Below are 16,738 nucleotides of genomic sequence, written 5' to 3'. Positions count from 1 at the left end.
CCTCCTTAGCTGTAATTATTAAAAAATATTAACTACTTATTAAATTTTAAAGCTAGTGAAGCTGCACCTATAACTCCAGCTTCATTTCCTAATTCAGCAAGTTTTAAAGTAGTTGATTTTTTAACTGAGGGGAAGGCAAATTCCTTAAAGTAACTATCAACCTGATCTAATAAGAACTTACCCGCTGCAGAAACGCCACCACCAATTACAATATATGATGGATTGATAAGACTACCAATATTAGCACAAGCAAATCCTAGATAGTAGCAAACACGATCCACAACACGTTCAGCTAAAATATCGCCATCTTTTGCTAAATCAAATACTATCTTAGAACTAATATCTTGCCCATCATCTAACATTTTCTTTAAATCAGATTTTCCAGCAAACTCTTCAGCCATATCACGCGCAACACGTACAACACCTGTTGCAGAAGCATAAGTTTCCAAGCAACCATGATTTCCACAAGTACATAAATAGCCATTTGGCTGTACATTTATATGACCAATTTCACCACCAGCACCAGCTCCGTGAACCATTTCGCCATTAGTGATGACACCACCACCAACACCTGTACCTAATGTAACAAATGTTACTTCATCATCATTTTCTCCGGCACCTTTCCAGCGTTCACCCAATGCTGCTACATTAGCATCGTTATCTACAGCAAACTTCATACTGGTGCCTTTTTCAATTTCTTCTTTTAGGTTTTGCTTTTCTTTCCAGTTCAAGTTAAATGCTGCTTCAACTGTACCATTTTCAATATCTACTGTTCCCGGTGTACCCATTCCGATTCCAACAAATTGTTCTGGTTTCATATCGTATAAATCTAAATGATGATTAATTGATTCAACAATATCAGGAACAATATGCTTACCATCATCTAAAATATCAGTTTCAACACTCCATTTTTGTTGAATTTCACCATCTAGTGTCAAGATAGCAAATTTAATTGTTGTACCGCCTAAATCAACGCCAATTAACTTCTTATTCATTCCTCATTCTCCTTAATAGTAAATTTTACAGGTGACTTAGCTCTTTTTTCTTCAACACCATGTTCTCGATTAAGAACTAACTTTGCTGATAAAAAAGTTTGCTTGTCAATTACTCCTGCTTTATATAAATGATCAAGTTCTAGAGCCATTAACTCAATGTCCCACATACGTTTACCAACATATACAAAAATACCAAAATTTTTTAATAATTGCTGTACATCATATAACGTTTTCATGCTCTATCACCTCAACATTTAATTATACTTGAATTGTACTTAACTTGTAAAACCAAAATTTAAGATTATCAAATTTATAAAAAGTAAAATCACAAAACTTACAATTCTTTTAACTTTAGGGACCCTACCTAAATTAGGGACACCAACGACATAACCTAAAAGAAAACCACTTACTAATCCACCTAAATGTCCTGTCAAATCCGAATTTCCAAACATACCAAAGAATATATTCAATATTACTAATAGAAAAAATTGACGAGACATAGTTTGTAAATATGGATTTCTTCTGAAAGATTCTCCCAACATCAAAAAAGAACCGAACATACCAAACAATGCTGTACTAGCACCTGCAGAAATACTACTAAAATTAAATGCAAAACTTGCTATATTCCCACAAATTCCACTTACCAAATAAATTATTAAGAACCTTGTCTTTCCAAAAATATTTTCTAATAAAGTTCCTAAAAAATATAAAGTTATCATATTGATAAGTAAATGTTGTAATCCTATATGAATAAACATAGGAGTTATCAAGCGCCAATACTGACCATTGATAATATAAGGGGAATACTTTGCTCCAAAACGCACTAAATTAGCAATATTTTCTGTTCCACCAAATAATGTCATTACTATATACATTACTATATTAAGAATAATTAACGTATAAGTGATACTAGGTTTATTTTTTAAATATTGCAACATAAACCGCACCTCTTTATATTCTTATTTGATTAGTAATGTAAATATCAAAACTATCAACATCCCACTGAGGTTCTTGGAAATATCTACTTCTATCAACAAGTGCTACCTTATTTCCACGATAATCACTTAAATACTTATCGTAAAATCCTCCACCGAATCCTAACCTTGCTCCATTTTCAGCAAATGCCAAGCCTGGAACAATGATTAAATCGATATTTTCTTTATTAACATAATTCTCACTTTCAGGTTCCAAAACACCAAATTTAGTTCTTACTATTTTGACATCAGGAGTTAATTCAACAAACTCCATCATTCTATTTGGCAAAGTCTTAGGTACTAAAACTTTTTTATTTTGTTGCTGAGCAGTTGAAATTATAGGGAAAGTATCTAACTCAAAATCTTCACTCAGTGTAATTGCCACATTATCAGCTTTTTCCCACTCAGTAGTTTTAAATAACTCTTTATACAGATTTAGTTCATCTAACTTTTTTTCCCAAGTTTTACTTAATTTCTGTAATTTTTGAATTTGGTTTTTTCTAAATTCTTTCTTATTCATTGACATTGCATCACCTCATGTCGTACATAAAGAAAAAAACAACAGGATTTTTTCCTGTTGTTATTTTGTTTCACGATGTAAAGTAACTTTGTGATCACGTGGGCAATATTTTTTCAATTCGATGCGATCAGGATTGTTACGTTTATTCTTGCTTGTAAGATATGTTTGTTCATGACATTCTGTACATTCTAAAGTAATATTTACACGCATGTTTTAAACCTCCAAACATGTTTTAGATTTCAAAAAGACATAACTTTATCTTCGACGTTTAATATAATACCATTTTTTCAAACCTATTTCCAGTTTTTTTTATTATTTGTTAAGGAAATTAACTTGACACTATTAACTCAAGTTAGACTATTCACTTAATTCTTTTTCTTTATATTCTAATATATTTTGATATGATTGAACTTTGACAACTAAATCATTATATACAACAGTTATCTTTGCTACATCTTTTTCATTATTAATAAGCTTTTCCTTTAATTCTTCAATCTTTTGATCAATTCCATTATATTCTTTTAAATCATCTAATATAGTCTGTATATTTTCTTGAATAGTTTCATAGTTTACTTTCAAAATATTTAATTGTTCACTATTTTCTAACTCTGATTTATTATATTTTTCTACTTGTTTTTTTTTCTGACTTAAATCAATTTTAATAGAATTCAATTCAATTTCAGTTGCAGTAATAGCTGCTTTGCTTGCTTCAAATTTATTTTCTTCTCTTCTTAGAAGCCCTTTATTCTTTATCCACTCTTCACGTACCAATTCTGATAAATTGTTTTTCCCTCTTAATCTATCTTGTAGTACACTAATATTTTTATTCAAGGAATCTATATTATCTTCCAATTTCGTAATTCCAGTCATATCAGGTCCCTTTTTGGCATTTTGTAACTCTTCTTTCAACGCCATTTTATTCTTATTTTCATTCTCCAATTGACTATTAAGATCACTTAATTTTATTAAGTTTCCAGCTTGCTCAGCCTTTAATTCGTTGATCTTTGCTTCTATATTTTTCTTTCCAAAATCAGATATGACATATGAACCATTAGCTTTTATATTGTTATACGCGAATTCAAAGTGAATAGCTAAATTGTTATCGATTCCCACAGCCATATAGTGTGTACTATAGTCTTTGCTTTTATTTAAACCAAGCAATGTTTCTAAATGGCCAAAATTATTTTTAGTGTCATTAAATAGAAAATCAACTAATACTCTATAAATCACAGTCTTTAAATCAGTCATAGTCATTTCATTATCACTAAATTCATTAAAATACTCTTCACCATTAGCCAATTCTTCATCCTTGCTATCATAATCCTCAAAAACACTTGGAGTTTGGTTCCATAGATCTGACAAACCTTCAATATCATGACCTAAACCTAATTTATTACTTTTCTGACTGTAAAAAGTTTGCCAATTATCCTGATTATACCTATCTACCACTGCTTGTGTGAACTGTATAGAATCTGGAGTAACCTCTATTAACCTACTTCCCATCTTTTTTCGTAATGGATTTAATAGACTTGCTACAAATGTTGAGATTTCTATTAATTCTTGCAGTGTAAGCTTTGTTACATCTGAAATTTTATTCTTATCATCAATTTCTGAAAAATTCAACTTCTTATTATTAAGTTCTAGGCCTGGAGATATTATATCTGCTACTTCTTCACGAGAAATTTTTCCATAATTAAAATTTTCAAAGAGTACTTGTGTGTAGTCTTGAGGTATTCTAATTTGCGGCAATAAATCTATTTTATTTTTTTCTTTTTCTATTGCAATCGCTAATTTAGATAATATAGATTGTAATTCATTCCTTTGCTTTTGAACTGTATCTATATTTTCCAAATTCTTATCTATTTTTTTCTGTACTTCTTTGACTAACTCATCCGTAGTTGGTAACTTATCTTTTTCTTTTTCTAACTGCTTCTTCTTACTAGAAATATCATCCTTACACCGAGCTATATCTTTTTCTGTACTCTCTATTTCTTTTTTCTTACGCATCCAATCTTCATAAGAAATCTTTACTTTTCTATCAGCACGTTCTACATCTCTTTTTATTATTTCTGAACTATCTTTAGCATTAACTTGCTTTTTTTCGATGTTGCTAACTTCTTCTTTTACATTATTTAAATCTTCTTTAGCTTGAATCAACTTTTTGTGGTTATTATTCCACTGTAATTCCGTCTCGCGTAAAGATTTCTCTACTCTTTCTAGAGATTTTTTATTTCTCTCTAACTCTTCTTTTTGACTCTCTTCACCTTCATTTAAAATTTTTTCTTTTATATTAACTAACTTTGCATATTCATTTTGTAATGTTATTTGTAAATTTAATAAGTTGTCTAACTCAGACTCTTTTTCATTTTTTAATTCTGTAAATTTAACTATATCTTTGTTTAAATTTTTGATTTCATCTTTTAAATTTTGTTGAGGTTTTTGGACCTTATCTTGTGCGTCTGTTATGTCGTTCTGTACTATTCCTTTTTTGTCCATTACACATCCGCCTCTTTCTTCCCAGCAAACTAAAATATACTACCCTTATTATAATAAAAATATTGCTCTTAATATAGTTACTTTTTAATTTTTTATCATATTTAAAATATTTAATAAAAAATACCAGTAAATTCCCACATTTACCAGTATTTATAGTTTATTTTTTTATATTCAACGTTTCACTATTTAAATCTAATCTAATAAAAATTTCACCTATTTTTTCAGCAAAATCTCCTATATATAGTATAGAATCTTTCATAAAGATATTTGATTCACTATATAACTGATATAGTTTTCGATTTGTTCTTTCTCCCATATTTAAAGCTATTGCATATGGTAATAATTTTTCCCAAAAATTTTCATCACCAACATCATTCAATTCTAGCTTTTCTATATTGCGTAAACTTCGATATAAAATCTTTAATCTTCTCAGTTCTATAAATATTTCAGGTTCATATTTATAAACATTAATAAATATATATATCAAACTTATATCATTAACAATAAGGATTGTAGCTATAATTATCCCTAACCACTTAGATACAATAAAAAATAAAATTACTCCTGCTAGATTGAATAGTGTCCAGAATATTAACCATTTTTTAGTAAAATAACCTTTTAAATTACGTTTATGTTCCAGTTTAAATAGATTATCCACTTCTTCTTTAATTTTCCCTTGCCATTGCTTATAAGTTTCAGTAACTTCTGAAATCTTCATAAGATTGACAGTTTCTTCTATTTCAGATAACTTAATTTTATTGTCAGAAGTAAGATTACTAAATAATAATGTATTCAATCCATTATTTTCTATAAATTGTTCATCTTTAACTTGCAATTCGTAGTCATATATAGTCTGATAATTTTCAGTTCTTAGTGGATTTAATACTAGATCACCCTTATTTATTAAGTCTACTATATATGCTGCATAAACATTTCTGTTTGGCTTTCGTTTAGGAAATAAAATCGATCTAACATATTTAACTGATATATTAGGAATATCAAATGAATATTTTGTAAACTTAAGATAATTTGATAAAACTAAATTTCTAGATAACACTTTCCAACTGAATATTCCCATAATTGTCATAACAATTAATAATATTGTTATAGAAATATACTTTCCAGTATATTTTAGTCTACTATCCCTCTTTACTTTATCACTATTTTTATATTCATATCTTGCAATACTACTTTCTGTTGGTATAGGGGTTTTAAACATATTGTTAGTATTATAAGCAAATAGATCTTTAGAACATATTAGTCTTAAATGTAAACTCTTATTTTCGGGAAGCCTATTCAACTTAAAATTCACTTTTCCATTTTTCTTACTAGTCGTTATTTTACCATCGGTTGTTCCTCTCACCCACGCTCGTAAAATTTGTGGATTTTTTTCAGGTAAATCAAATGTTATATCAATATTGCTAAACTTATGTCCCCAATTACTCAGTATATTCCAATTTAATTCTGAAATATTACTATTACCATAATTTATAATCGCATTTGGTACATTATATGTTAGTTTGTATGTAACTCTCTCATTTTCAACTGGTTGATATATTCTTACTTTTACTTTAGTATTTGTTTCTGCTAAATCAGAAGTGACAAAATATTTACCAGCATTCATCTTGGCCTCTTTAGATATATCTGCATTAGTCCCTTTTTTTAATAAGACTTGCTTGTTATTTTTAATTTCATACACTTCCACATTATTAATCGTATCCACATCTTTTGGTAATGCTTGTGGAATAACTAATAAGTCATACTTACCATGAATATTATATTGTACACGTGTCGATACTCCTATAGAGCCATCATTTTTTAATTGAATATTAGAATTATAATCTTCAATATCGTAGTGTCTTTTGTTAATATTTTTAATAACTAAAATTATACTCAATACTAATATTACTAATAAGCAATATTTCCAATTCTTTTTGAAAAGACTTATAACTTTTTTTTTCAAATTCGACACCCCTATCATAAGAATTATGACAAAGTTTCAACCTGTTGTCTACTTTAAAAAAATATTTCTTAATAAAAAAGTCATTATGTTTCATAAACACAATGACTTTTGATTAATTTGCTGGATTAAATCCATTAGGGTAACGTTTATTTAACGTTTCGATGTTTTCTTGCGCTACTTCATCAAAGGGTATATCTGCCCATTCTGCAATTTGTGATAAATACCAAAGTACATCCCCAAGTTCATGTACTAATTTTTCTTTATCTAAATCTTTTCCTTTAAAAGTATACGCCTTAACTAAATCAACAACTTGTCCTGTTTCCCCAGCTAATCCTAATGCACAATTTGTAAGAACTTGCTCATTTCCATATAATGTTCGATTAGCCGCTTCTTGATATTCATTAAATTCCATAATATTCCTCACAATTATTAATTAACTTTGGTAATATCTTCAATCCAATCCCAAACTTCATCTTTACCTGTTTTATCAACAGCAGAGAATAAAATTAGTCTATCATTTTTTGTCAATTGTAGTTTTTTTCTAATTTGACTTTCACTTTTATTTCTTTTGCTTTTAGGAATTTTATCTATTTTCGTTCCTACAACTAATACAGGTATATTGTAATAATGTAAAAATTCTATCATTTGACAATCTAATTCTGAAGGTTCATGGCGAGCATCTACTAAACTGATAGCTCCCTTTAGCTCTTGTCGAGTAGAAAAATATGTTTCTATCATTCTAGCCCATTTTTCTCTTTCTTTTTGTGAAACTTTAGCATATCCATAACCTGGTACATCAACAAAATATAATAAATCTTCAATATTGTAAAAGTTCAGAGTTTGCGTCTTTCCGGGTTGACTTGATGTACGGGCATAATTTCTTCTATTAATTAATGTGTTAATTAATGAAGACTTTCCAACATTGGAACGACCAGCAAGTGCTACTTCTGGCAATTTAGTATCTGGATATTGTTCTGGTCTTACGGCACTAATTGTTAAATTGACGTTATGTACTTGCATTAAATAATACCACCTTAATCTAAATTATAATAATAAATAAGGAAGTGACTGACTTACATCTACTCACTCCCTCAAAAACTAATTACTTCTTACCATAATTATTCTTCATTGCATTCATCATTTGATGCAATTTCTTTTCAGATGGTTTTTGTCCCATTTGAATCATCATAGTACGCATCATTTGTTCATTAATAGGTGGATTCTTCTTTAAATAGTCTTCCATGTACTTTCGAGCAGCAAAAAAACCACCAACAAAGCCTAGCACAGCAGCAATAATGACAATAAGCACCCAAATACCTGTACTCATTTATAAGTTCTCCTTCCTCTAATAAGATTAACCTATCTAATAATTTAAAAAATTAATCTTACTTTTTAACGCTTATTATATTATATCATTTGTAATATTACCTATCAACGCTTACACTAAGATAAATTAATCATCTCTTAGACCACGTTCTCTTTGAATCTTTTTTACCTTTTCAGGTGTTACTTCTTTACCATTTTTATCATATACTTGTAGCATTTCAATATGGCTTCTAAAATTTTCTCTAAATAAAGAAAGATAGGTTTCTCGTAATTCTTTTTGTTCGGCTAACTCTTCAGATGTTAGGCCTTCTTCTTTTTTCTTTTTAGAAAGTTCATTTATTCTATCTATTAACTCTTGTGGAATTCCTTTATTATCAGCCAATCGTCTCACTCCTTTGTGATTTACTCTATTTGACATATTATCAAAAAGCTTACAAAAAGACAAGTTATAAATACGAACGTTAGTTTGACGTTTTTAATAATTCTATGTTATAATCAAGTTATTATATTAATATTGGAGTGTCTAGAATGACAAAATCAGAGAAACGTCAACATGATATTCTTCGTTATATATTTTCACATGTATCTGATAGTGGCTACCCACCTACTGTTCGTGAAATTTGTAACGCTGTTGGTTTATCATCTACTTCAACCGTTCATGGACATCTTTCTAAGCTTGAAAGTAAAGGTCTCATTAAACGCGATCCTACTAAACCTCGCGCCATTGAAATTACTTTAGCAGGCTTAGAAATGTTGGATGAGTTACCTAACAAAACTCAAATTCCCATTGTAGGTACTGTTACTGCTGGTGAACCTATTTTAGCAGTTGAAGAAAATAGAGATTATTTTCCTCTACCACCTTATTTTGAATCTGCTGATGATCTTTTCATGTTATCTATTCGTGGCGAGAGTATGATAAATGCTGGTATCTTAGATGGTGATCAAGTTATTGTTCGTAAGCAATCTTCTGCAAATAATGGAGAAATAGTTATTGCTATGACTGAAGAGAATGAAGCAACTTGCAAACGTTTCTTCAAAGAAGATGGATATTACCGATTACAACCCGAAAATGATACAATGGATCCTATTATCTTAGAAAATGTAACTATTTTAGGAAAAGTTGTTGGATTATATCGTGATCTTATTTAAAAAGCTAGGATGTATTGTTTTTATACCAATATATGGTGTTACACAATACCAAATCCTAGCTTTTTATTTTGACATTTTAATTAATTCTTCTGCATGTTTCAATGTTAATTCTGTAATTTCAGATCCAGATAACATTCTTGCTATCTCTCTAATTTTTTGTTTTTCATCTAATTCTTTTAATGAAGTTTCTGTTCTACCATCGTTGACAGATTTTGAAATATAGTAATGATTGTCTGCAATTGCTGCAACTTGCGGTAAGTGAGTAATGCATAAAACTTGTGAATTATTTGAAATTTGGCTTATTTTTTCAGCAATCGCTTGAGCTACACGACCGCTAACACCAGTATCAACTTCATCAAAGATAATACTTGTGACACCCATCTTTTGAGAAAAAATTGTTTTTAAAGCTAACATTATTCGTGAAAGTTCACCACCTGAAGCTATCTTAGCTAATGGGCCCATTTCTTCACCTGGATTAGTTTGAATATAAAATTCAACTTTATCGATACCTTTAGAATATAATTTAGAATTATTTAAAAATTTAACTTCAAATACAGCTTTGTCCATATATAATGCACTTAATTGTTCATGGATCATTTTTTCTAATTTTTTAGCGCTTTTCTTCCGCTGTTTCGAAAGTTTTATTGCCAATTCTTTTACTTTCTCTAATGCCTCAGATAATTGTCTTTCTTGCTTTTCTGAATTTTGTTCCGCATTTTCCATTTCTCTTAATTCTTTTTCAATTCTACTATGATAATGCAAAATATCCTCTATTGTATCACCATATTTTCTCTTCAATTGGTGGATCAACTCTAATCTTTCCTCTATTTCATTTAACCTTTCTCCATTCCACTCCATTGAATCAAGTTCATCTGAAATATCACGAGCGGCATCTTCTAGACTATAAAAAGCATCTGAAATTTTAGTATTGATTTCTTGAAGATTTTCTGATAAATCTGAAACATCGCTTAACTCATTCATTGCATTTCCTAAATTTCCAACTACATCTATTTTTTCACCAGATAAAATTTGATAACTCAATTCTAAAGCATCATGTATTGCTTGAAAATTATCCAATTTATTTTTTTCTTCGACTAGTTCATCTTCTTCATTAATTTTTAAACCAGCTTCTTCAATTTCTTTGACTTGGAAATTTAGCATATCTAGTCTTTGGGCCCAGGCCTTCTCATCAGCTTCTTTTTTTTCCATTGATAATTTTAGCTTACGATAATTTTGATACACAACTTGATATTGATTTCTTAACTGGGATGTTTTTTTATCATATTCATCTAACAAATCTATATGATTTTCTGGCTTCATCAATTCTTGATGCTCATTCTGCCCATGAATATCAATTAATGTTTCTCCTACCTTTCGTAAAGTTGCCAAATTTACCATCATTCCATTGATGCGACAAATATTTCTTCCGCCTCGATATAAATCTCTTTGCAAGATTATTTGTCCATCTTCAGAATCTATTCCGTATTCTTCCAAAATGTTGTAAGTATTAGCTTCTCTAGGTAATGTAAATAACCCCTGAATAACAGCTTTTTTCTCACCCTTACGAATAAATTCAGTAGAACCTCTGCCTCCTGCTAATAAGCCCAGAGCATCAATAATAATTGATTTACCAGCACCTGTCTCACCCGTCAATACTGTCATCTTAGGTTGAAATGATATTTGTATTTCATCTATAATGGCGAAATCCTTTATTGATAATTCTTGTAACATATAATCACCCTATATTTATCAGATTTAACAACTTATTCTCCATTTTTATTGCATCTTCTTCTGAGTAAGCAAATATCATGACTGTAGCATCATCTCCTAAAGTCGCAAAAACTTCCGGATATTTTGCTTGTTCAATCAGATTAGCAACTGCAGGTCCACTACCAGGTAAAACTTTAAATACACATAGTTCTCTATTTTGTGCTGAAGAAACATATGATTCACTTAATGTATCACTCAATTTCTTTTCTACATTAATTTCTTTTAGCGTAGGCATACTATACCTATAACTACCAGTTTGTGTTGGCAATTTAACTAGTTGCATTTCTTTTACATCGCGAGAAATAGTTGCTTGCGTTACATTTATTCCACGAGCATTTAACTTTTCTACAATATCTTCTTGCTTATATATAACATTTTCTTGGAGGATTTCCTTGATAAGTTTCTGTCTGACTTGCTTTCTCATTCAGTTCATCCCTCTCTCATATAATTATGCTTTCTTTTTAATATCTAATGTAGCATGAGCTTGTTTCACAATTAACTCAGGATTTACACTAGGCGAAATATTTCCAACACTTTCCTTAGATACCAGATGAACTAAAAATTCAATATTTCCTTCCCCACCAGTGATAGGTGAAAAATCTAATTCAACAACATCGTAATTTTCTTCAGCTGCAAAACTTATGATTTTATTTAGTACTTCTAGATGAACCTTTGGATCTCTTACAATTCCATGTTTTCCAACTTTTTCTTTTCCAGCTTCAAATTGGGGCTTAATTAAAGCTATTACATCACCATTATTTTGAATAATCTCATGTAAAGTTGGTAATATTAACTGTAAAGAAATAAAAGAAACATCTATTGTAGCTAAATCTGGTTGTCCTTTAGTAAAATCTTCTAATTTACTGTATCTGAAATTTGTATTCTCCATAACAACAACTCTGTCATCTTGACGCAACTTCCAAGCTAATTGATTAGTTCCTACATCTAAAGCATAGCTTAATTTGGCCCCTTTTTGTAGAGCTACATCTGTAAATCCTCCAGTAGACGATCCTATGTCTAACATAGTTTTATTTTTTGCATCAACTTTAAATACCTTAAGTGCTTTTTCGAGTTTTAAACCGCCTCTACTTACATAAGGCATTTTTGTCCCCTTAAAATGTAACTCAGTATCTACAGAAATTTTCATTCCGGGTTTATCTAATCTTTCTTCGTTCTCTCCTAAAATTTCGCCAGCCATTACAGCCCTTTTAGCTTGTTCTCTTGTAGAAAATAATCCCTGTTTAACTAATAGTACATCTACACGTTCTTTTTTCATAATTACTTCCTTACTTTAAAATAATCTAACAATTGCTCAAATAGGTCTATTGCAATATCATTATTCGCCATTTCTTTTAATAAATTCTCAGTATTATTTAAAACTTCAACTAAAGCTTCCTTGGTCCCCTGTACTCCTAAAAGAATTGGATAAGTATTTTTATTTTCTATCTCATCTTTATGAACATTTTTGCCTAAAGATTTGGCATCACCAATTACATCTAATAAGTCATCATAAATTTGAAATGCTAAGCCAAAATTCTCACCATATTTTCTTAGTAACTCTAATTGATTATCAGAAGCATCACTCAAAATCCCTCCGGCAACACAAGCATATCTTAACAATGCACCTGTCTTACCTGCATGAAGATGTTTCAATTCTTCCAAATTATATTTTTTACTTTCCCCTAAAATATCATCAGTTTGACCACTTACCATCCCCTGTGGTCCAGCAGCCAAAGCTAATTGTGAGATTAATTTTATTTTTTTATCGTTATCAATATCAGTAAGAGATAGCCATTCAAATGAAGTCGTTAACAAACCATCCCCTGCTAAAACTGCTATTGCTTGCCCAAATTTTTTATGGTTAGTTGGCTTTCCTCTTCTTAATTCATCATTATCCATTTCTGGTAAATCATCATGAATTAATGAGTAGGTATGCAGAAGTTCCAAACTACCTGCCACTTGATAATCACTTTTTGAAATTTTCTTACCTAAAGAATACGCTGAAATTAACACCAATAAAGGTCTTATTCTTTTTCCACCAGCATCAACTGAATATCTCATAGATTCTTTCAAAATTTGATTACTATTCAAAGAATTTAAATAAAGATCCATCTCATTCTCTAATTTTGGGAGTGAGATTTTTTCAAATTCAGTTAAATTACTAATCCTCATTTTCTTTTTCAAATAATTGTTCATCTCCATTATCATCTATTACTTTAGTCAATGTTTCTTCTGCTTGTAGAAGTGTATTTTGTAATTTTTTACTCAAATCCATCCCTTGTTTAAATTTTTCAATTGCTTCTTCTAATGGAATGTCTCCCTGCTCAAGTCTTTTTACTATTTCTTCAAGGTTCTTCATATCTTGTTCAAAAGTTACTTTTTCTGCCATTATTCTTTTTCCTCTCTAATTTTTGTTATTCTAGCTTCAGCACTACCATTTTCAAAATAAAGTGTTACATCATCATTTGGCTGTAATGATTTAACATTTTTTACTGTTTTACCATCTTTTAAAATATAACTATATCCTCTATTCATAACTTTCAATGGACTTAACATATCTAAAGATGACATTAATTTTTCTAATTTATAGCTTTTATCATTAAAAACACCTAACATCCCTAGATGCATTTTTTCTAATAACTGTTGTAAATTATTTTTTTCATCTTTAATTCTAATGCTTGGATTATTATGTTGTAAATTACTTTCTAATAACTGTAATTGTTTTTCATTTTGATAAACTAAATTTTTAAAAGCTTGATTTTTTCTATTAATCAATGAATCTAAATTTTGCGCATACCCTGTATATAGTCTATCTGGTTGTTGCAAAATATATGAACTGCACACCTTATCTAAAATTTGTTGATAACTGGATACTTTATTTTTTAGAACTTGTATTATTCTTAAACGATACTGCTTAATCTTCACTATTTCTTCGCTCAATACAGGTGTTGCTAATTCGGCAGCTGCTGTAGGTGTAGCAGCTCTAACATCTGCTACTAAATCTGCAATTGTTGTATCAGTTTCATGACCTACAGAAGATATAACTGGGATCTTGCTATCACTAATTGCTCTAGCGACCTTTTCTTCATTAAAAGGCCATAAATCCTCTATTGATCCTCCACCTCTACCAATAATTATTGTATCAAAATTTCCATCTTCGTTTACTTGTTTTAGTCTTCCAACTAAAGAATCAGCAGCATCATCCCCTTGAACAACTGCTGGGAATAAAACTAATTGTGCAATTGGATAGCGTCTACGTGTTGTAGTAATAATATCCCTAATAACTGCACCAGATGGGCTGGTAATAACAGCAATTCTTTTGGGATATTTAACCAAAGGCTTCTTTAATTCTTCATTAAACAATCCTTCTATTCGTAATTTTTTTACTAATTGTTCATATGCTTGATATAATGCTCCTACTCCATCAGGTTGCATTGTATCAATAATTATTTGATATCTTCCGGATTTTTCATATAAATCAACTCTCCCAGAGACCAGAACTTTCATTCCTTCCTCTGGTTCAAACTTTATTTTTGAAAAGGCACTTTGGAACATCATTACACTTATCACAGCATTATCATCTTTTAAACTAAAGTACTGATGTGTAGCTCTACGTCTAAAATTAGATATTTCACCTGTTAAATATACCCTTCTTAAATAAGGATCACGAGTAAATTTAGTATGCAAATATTTTGTCAGAGCACTTACCGTTAAATATTCTTTACTCACCAGCAACACTTCTTTCTGCTAATTCTACTGTTTGTTTCATCAACATTGCAATTGTCATTGGCCCTACACCACCAGGAACTGGGGTTATATAGCTGGCTACTTTGCTCACACTTTCCATATTAACATCGCCAACTAATTTTCCATCATTATTTCTGTTCATACCCACGTCTATCACAACAGCTCCTTTCTTTACATAATTTTCATCTATAAACTCACCTTTACCAATAGCAACAATCAAAATATCAGCTTGCTTTGTCACTTCAGCTAAATTCTTAGTCTTACTATGTGCTATTGTCACAGTAGCATCACTATTTACCAGCAATGCAGCCATTGGTCTACCTACAATATTACTTCTGCCGACAATTACAACTCTTTTTCCTGAAACAGGAATATCATATTCCTTGAAAAATTCCATAATTCCTCTTGGAGTACAAGGTAATGGTCCAGGTATATTCATAAATAGTTTTCCGATATTTAAAGGATGAAATCCATCTACATCTTTTTCGGGTATAATTCTATGGGTTACTTTATTTTCATTTATATGTTTTGGTAACGGCAATTGCACTAAAATACCATGAACAGTTCTGTCACTATTTAATTCATCAATTAACCTAATTAATTCATCTTCTTCAACATTTTCAGGCAATCTAATATCTACAGCCTCTATACCTAACGCATGTGCAGTCCTTCTTTTATTTCTTACGTAAACTTGACTAGCAGGATCTTCACCTACTAAGATTACTACTAATTTTGGAGTTATCCCTTCTTGTTTTAATAAGCTAACTTTTTTAGATACGTCAGTTCTTATTTTTTTAGATAACATTCGCCCATCTAATATTGTTGCTACCATAAAAATTCTCCCTTTAAACATTAATTCATAAAATAAATTTTACCATAAATGATCTATCTAATGCGCACGTTCTCAAAATAATTAAAAAAACTAATTATATAATCAAAAATACAGCTATATCAGTGATATAACTGTATTTCATTTTTATATTAAGTTTTGTAAAATAGCATTTACAAATTTATATGACTTATCATCACTGAATTCCTTTGCCAATTCAACAGCTTCATTAACAGCAATCTTACTAGCAACATCACTATACTTAATTTCAAATATAGCTATTCTCAAGATAATCAAATCAGTTTTATTAAGTCGACCAATATTCCAATTTTTTCTCAAATATTTAGTAATTTCCATATCAATTTCACTTTGATGGTCTAGAACACCATCTACAAGTTCGTTTAAATATGATAAATCAGAATCATTGTTATCTTCATCTAGTAATTCTCGATAAATGTCTTCACTATTTGCATCTGGATTACTTCCTAATGCAAACAAAGTTTGAAATGCTATTTTTCTAATATCGTGTCTACTCAAGCTCATTATTCGTCACCATTTTCTTCAAATAGGTTGTTAGGATCAACTGTAGGTTCTTCTTTTTCTGGAACCATACCTTGAATATGAACATTAACTGCCGCTAATTCTATCCCAGTCATAAACAATACTTGTTGTCGTACTTTTTCTTGAATTTCATTAGCTACTTTAGGAACAGAGACACCGTAATTAAGGAAAGTATATACATCAACAGCTAAATCTGTATCTGTATTACTTAGTTTTACACCTTTACCACGATTTTGACGACCAAGAAGTGCAGAAATATTATTAGCCAATGATCCTCTCATTGAATAAACTCCATCAACCTTAGCAGCTGCAATTCCAATAATAATTTCCAAAACTTCAGGTGCCATCTCTATTCTACCTAAATCATTTGTTTCTTCGTTTTTTAAGACGATATTATCTGCCATTAAA

At 30.0% G+C, this 16,738-nt stretch carries 21 protein-coding genes; 1 reads left to right on the top strand and 20 read right to left on the bottom strand.

Features of this window, described 5'->3' with window-relative positions; all coding sequences use genetic code 11:
• Positions 1–32 precede the first annotated feature (32 nt).
• The 11 genes from PTA89_RS03105 to PTA89_RS03055 all read right to left on the bottom strand — a co-directional run bounded on the left by PTA89_RS03105 (position 33) and on the right by PTA89_RS03055 (position 8,692).
• Positions 33–995: an ROK family glucokinase gene (locus tag PTA89_RS03105; protein ID WP_003705940.1), complete on the bottom strand. Its 963-nt coding sequence runs from the start codon at positions 993–995 to the stop codon at positions 33–35.
• Positions 992–1,231: a YqgQ family protein gene (locus PTA89_RS03100; protein WP_003699873.1), complete on the bottom strand. Its 240-nt coding sequence runs from the start codon at positions 1,229–1,231 to the stop codon at positions 992–994. The genes PTA89_RS03105 and PTA89_RS03100 overlap by 4 nt, the downstream gene beginning before the upstream one ends.
• A gap of 39 nt (positions 1,232–1,270) precedes the next feature.
• Entirely contained in the window at positions 1,271–1,933 is a 663-nt protein-coding gene (locus tag PTA89_RS03095) for a rhomboid family intramembrane serine protease (RefSeq protein WP_003699871.1), read from the bottom strand.
• A gap of 13 nt (positions 1,934–1,946) precedes the next feature.
• Positions 1,947–2,495: a 5-formyltetrahydrofolate cyclo-ligase gene (locus PTA89_RS03090; RefSeq protein ID WP_003705938.1), complete on the bottom strand. Its 549-nt coding sequence runs from the start codon at positions 2,493–2,495 to the stop codon at positions 1,947–1,949.
• Between the two features lie 54 nt (positions 2,496–2,549).
• Positions 2,550–2,699: a 50S ribosomal protein L33 gene (gene rpmG, locus PTA89_RS03085; RefSeq protein ID WP_003699868.1), complete on the bottom strand. Its 150-nt coding sequence runs from the start codon at positions 2,697–2,699 to the stop codon at positions 2,550–2,552.
• A gap of 147 nt (positions 2,700–2,846) precedes the next feature.
• On the bottom strand, positions 2,847–4,985 hold the full coding sequence (locus tag PTA89_RS03080; RefSeq protein ID WP_098034070.1) for an SEC10/PgrA surface exclusion domain-containing protein: 2,139 nt from the start codon (positions 4,983–4,985) through the stop codon (positions 2,847–2,849).
• A 157-nt stretch (positions 4,986–5,142) separates the two neighbouring features.
• The gene (locus PTA89_RS03075; RefSeq protein WP_268857635.1) at positions 5,143–6,957 is read right to left on the bottom strand and encodes a DUF2207 domain-containing protein; all 1,815 of its coding nucleotides are present in this window, start codon (positions 6,955–6,957) and stop codon (positions 5,143–5,145) included.
• Between the two features lie 103 nt (positions 6,958–7,060).
• Entirely contained in the window at positions 7,061–7,360 is a 300-nt protein-coding gene (locus PTA89_RS03070; RefSeq protein WP_003699862.1) for a nucleoside triphosphate pyrophosphohydrolase family protein, read from the bottom strand.
• Between the two features lie 17 nt (positions 7,361–7,377).
• Complete coding sequence (gene yihA, locus PTA89_RS03065) at positions 7,378–7,968, bottom strand: ribosome biogenesis GTP-binding protein YihA/YsxC (protein WP_003708045.1); 591 nt, start codon at positions 7,966–7,968, stop codon at positions 7,378–7,380.
• A gap of 82 nt (positions 7,969–8,050) precedes the next feature.
• Positions 8,051–8,275 (bottom strand): YneF family protein, encoded by a 225-nt coding sequence (locus PTA89_RS03060; RefSeq protein WP_003699860.1) that lies wholly within the window; start codon positions 8,273–8,275, stop codon positions 8,051–8,053.
• Positions 8,276–8,401: 126 nt separating this feature from the next.
• The gene (locus PTA89_RS03055) at positions 8,402–8,692 is read right to left on the bottom strand and encodes a DUF896 domain-containing protein (protein WP_003699858.1); all 291 of its coding nucleotides are present in this window, start codon (positions 8,690–8,692) and stop codon (positions 8,402–8,404) included.
• A 110-nt stretch (positions 8,693–8,802) separates the two neighbouring features.
• Here PTA89_RS03055 and lexA point away from each other — a divergent pair, with 110 nt between their 5' ends.
• Positions 8,803–9,423 carry a transcriptional repressor LexA gene (lexA, locus tag PTA89_RS03050; protein WP_003699857.1) on the top strand — a complete coding sequence of 207 codons (621 nt, stop codon included), beginning with the start codon at positions 8,803–8,805 and terminating at the stop codon, positions 9,421–9,423.
• 63 nt (positions 9,424–9,486) lie between these two features.
• Here lexA and recN read toward each other — a convergent pair whose 3' ends face one another.
• From recN to PTA89_RS03005, 9 genes are all read right to left on the bottom strand, one after another.
• Entirely contained in the window at positions 9,487–11,154 is a 1,668-nt protein-coding gene (recN, locus tag PTA89_RS03045; RefSeq protein ID WP_081530304.1) for a DNA repair protein RecN, read from the bottom strand.
• 4 nt (positions 11,155–11,158) lie between these two features.
• A complete protein-coding gene (locus PTA89_RS03040; protein ID WP_003699854.1) occupies positions 11,159–11,617 on the bottom strand; it encodes an arginine repressor in 459 nt (152 codons plus the stop codon).
• A gap of 24 nt (positions 11,618–11,641) precedes the next feature.
• Positions 11,642–12,469 (bottom strand): TlyA family rRNA (cytidine-2'-O)-methyltransferase, encoded by an 828-nt coding sequence (locus PTA89_RS03035; protein WP_003704070.1) that lies wholly within the window; start codon positions 12,467–12,469, stop codon positions 11,642–11,644.
• A 2-nt stretch (positions 12,470–12,471) separates the two neighbouring features.
• Positions 12,472–13,365: a polyprenyl synthetase family protein gene (locus PTA89_RS03030; RefSeq protein WP_003708049.1), complete on the bottom strand. Its 894-nt coding sequence runs from the start codon at positions 13,363–13,365 to the stop codon at positions 12,472–12,474.
• Positions 13,355–13,582: an exodeoxyribonuclease VII small subunit gene (locus PTA89_RS03025; RefSeq protein ID WP_003699848.1), complete on the bottom strand. Its 228-nt coding sequence runs from the start codon at positions 13,580–13,582 to the stop codon at positions 13,355–13,357. The genes PTA89_RS03030 and PTA89_RS03025 overlap by 11 nt, the downstream gene beginning before the upstream one ends.
• Positions 13,582–14,922 carry an exodeoxyribonuclease VII large subunit gene (gene xseA, locus PTA89_RS03020; protein ID WP_003708051.1) on the bottom strand — a complete coding sequence of 447 codons (1,341 nt, stop codon included), beginning with the start codon at positions 14,920–14,922 and terminating at the stop codon, positions 13,582–13,584. The genes PTA89_RS03025 and xseA overlap by 1 nt, the downstream gene beginning before the upstream one ends.
• Positions 14,915–15,772, bottom strand: coding sequence for a bifunctional methylenetetrahydrofolate dehydrogenase/methenyltetrahydrofolate cyclohydrolase FolD (gene folD, locus PTA89_RS03015; RefSeq protein WP_003705927.1), 858 nt, complete (start codon positions 15,770–15,772; stop codon positions 14,915–14,917). The genes xseA and folD overlap by 8 nt, the downstream gene beginning before the upstream one ends.
• A 144-nt stretch (positions 15,773–15,916) precedes the next feature.
• Positions 15,917–16,312: a transcription antitermination factor NusB gene (gene nusB / locus PTA89_RS03010; RefSeq protein ID WP_003704084.1), complete on the bottom strand. Its 396-nt coding sequence runs from the start codon at positions 16,310–16,312 to the stop codon at positions 15,917–15,919.
• Positions 16,312–16,734 carry an Asp23/Gls24 family envelope stress response protein gene (locus PTA89_RS03005; protein ID WP_003699841.1) on the bottom strand — a complete coding sequence of 141 codons (423 nt, stop codon included), beginning with the start codon at positions 16,732–16,734 and terminating at the stop codon, positions 16,312–16,314. The genes nusB and PTA89_RS03005 overlap by 1 nt, the downstream gene beginning before the upstream one ends.
• Positions 16,735–16,738: the final 4 nt, after the last annotated feature.

The organism is Ligilactobacillus salivarius, from assembly GCF_035231985.1.
In the GTDB taxonomy this organism is placed as follows: Bacteria; Bacillota; Bacilli; order Lactobacillales; family Lactobacillaceae; genus Ligilactobacillus; species Ligilactobacillus salivarius.
The sequence above is the reverse complement of the archived record's forward strand: the minus strand, read 5'-3'. Positions and strand labels throughout refer to the sequence as shown.

Bases quoted from the DNA above. Each gene is read 5' to 3' on its own strand.
- PTA89_RS03105 (WP_003705940.1), bottom strand. From the start codon at position 995: ATGAATAAGAAGTTAATTGGCGTTGATTTAGGCGGTACAACAATTAAA.
- PTA89_RS03100 (WP_003699873.1), bottom strand. From the start codon at position 1,231: ATGAAAACGTTATATGATGTACAGCAATTATTAAAAAATTTTGGTATT.
- PTA89_RS03095 (WP_003699871.1), bottom strand. From the start codon at position 1,933: ATGTTGCAATATTTAAAAAATAAACCTAGTATCACTTATACGTTAATT.
- PTA89_RS03090 (WP_003705938.1), bottom strand. From the start codon at position 2,495: ATGTCAATGAATAAGAAAGAATTTAGAAAAAACCAAATTCAAAAATTA.
- rpmG (WP_003699868.1), bottom strand. From the start codon at position 2,699: ATGCGTGTAAATATTACTTTAGAATGTACAGAATGTCATGAACAAACA.
- PTA89_RS03080 (WP_098034070.1), bottom strand. From the start codon at position 4,985: ATGGACAAAAAAGGAATAGTACAGAACGACATAACAGACGCACAAGAT.
- PTA89_RS03070 (WP_003699862.1), bottom strand. From the start codon at position 7,360: ATGGAATTTAATGAATATCAAGAAGCGGCTAATCGAACATTATATGGA.
- yihA (WP_003708045.1), bottom strand. From the start codon at position 7,968: ATGCAAGTACATAACGTCAATTTAACAATTAGTGCCGTAAGACCAGAA.
- PTA89_RS03060 (WP_003699860.1), bottom strand. From the start codon at position 8,275: ATGAGTACAGGTATTTGGGTGCTTATTGTCATTATTGCTGCTGTGCTA.
- PTA89_RS03055 (WP_003699858.1), bottom strand. From the start codon at position 8,692: ATGTCAAATAGAGTAAATCACAAAGGAGTGAGACGATTGGCTGATAAT.
- lexA (WP_003699857.1), top strand. From the start codon at position 8,803: ATGACAAAATCAGAGAAACGTCAACATGATATTCTTCGTTATATATTT.
- recN (WP_081530304.1), bottom strand. From the start codon at position 11,154: ATGTTACAAGAATTATCAATAAAGGATTTCGCCATTATAGATGAAATA.
- PTA89_RS03040 (WP_003699854.1), bottom strand. From the start codon at position 11,617: ATGAGAAAGCAAGTCAGACAGAAACTTATCAAGGAAATCCTCCAAGAA.
- PTA89_RS03035 (WP_003704070.1), bottom strand. From the start codon at position 12,469: ATGAAAAAAGAACGTGTAGATGTACTATTAGTTAAACAGGGATTATTT.
- PTA89_RS03030 (WP_003708049.1), bottom strand. From the start codon at position 13,365: ATGAGGATTAGTAATTTAACTGAATTTGAAAAAATCTCACTCCCAAAA.
- PTA89_RS03025 (WP_003699848.1), bottom strand. From the start codon at position 13,582: ATGGCAGAAAAAGTAACTTTTGAACAAGATATGAAGAACCTTGAAGAA.
- folD (WP_003705927.1), bottom strand. From the start codon at position 15,772: ATGGTAGCAACAATATTAGATGGGCGAATGTTATCTAAAAAAATAAGA.
- nusB (WP_003704084.1), bottom strand. From the start codon at position 16,312: ATGAGCTTGAGTAGACACGATATTAGAAAAATAGCATTTCAAACTTTG.
- PTA89_RS03005 (WP_003699841.1), bottom strand. From the start codon at position 16,734: ATGGCAGATAATATCGTCTTAAAAAACGAAGAAACAAATGATTTAGGT.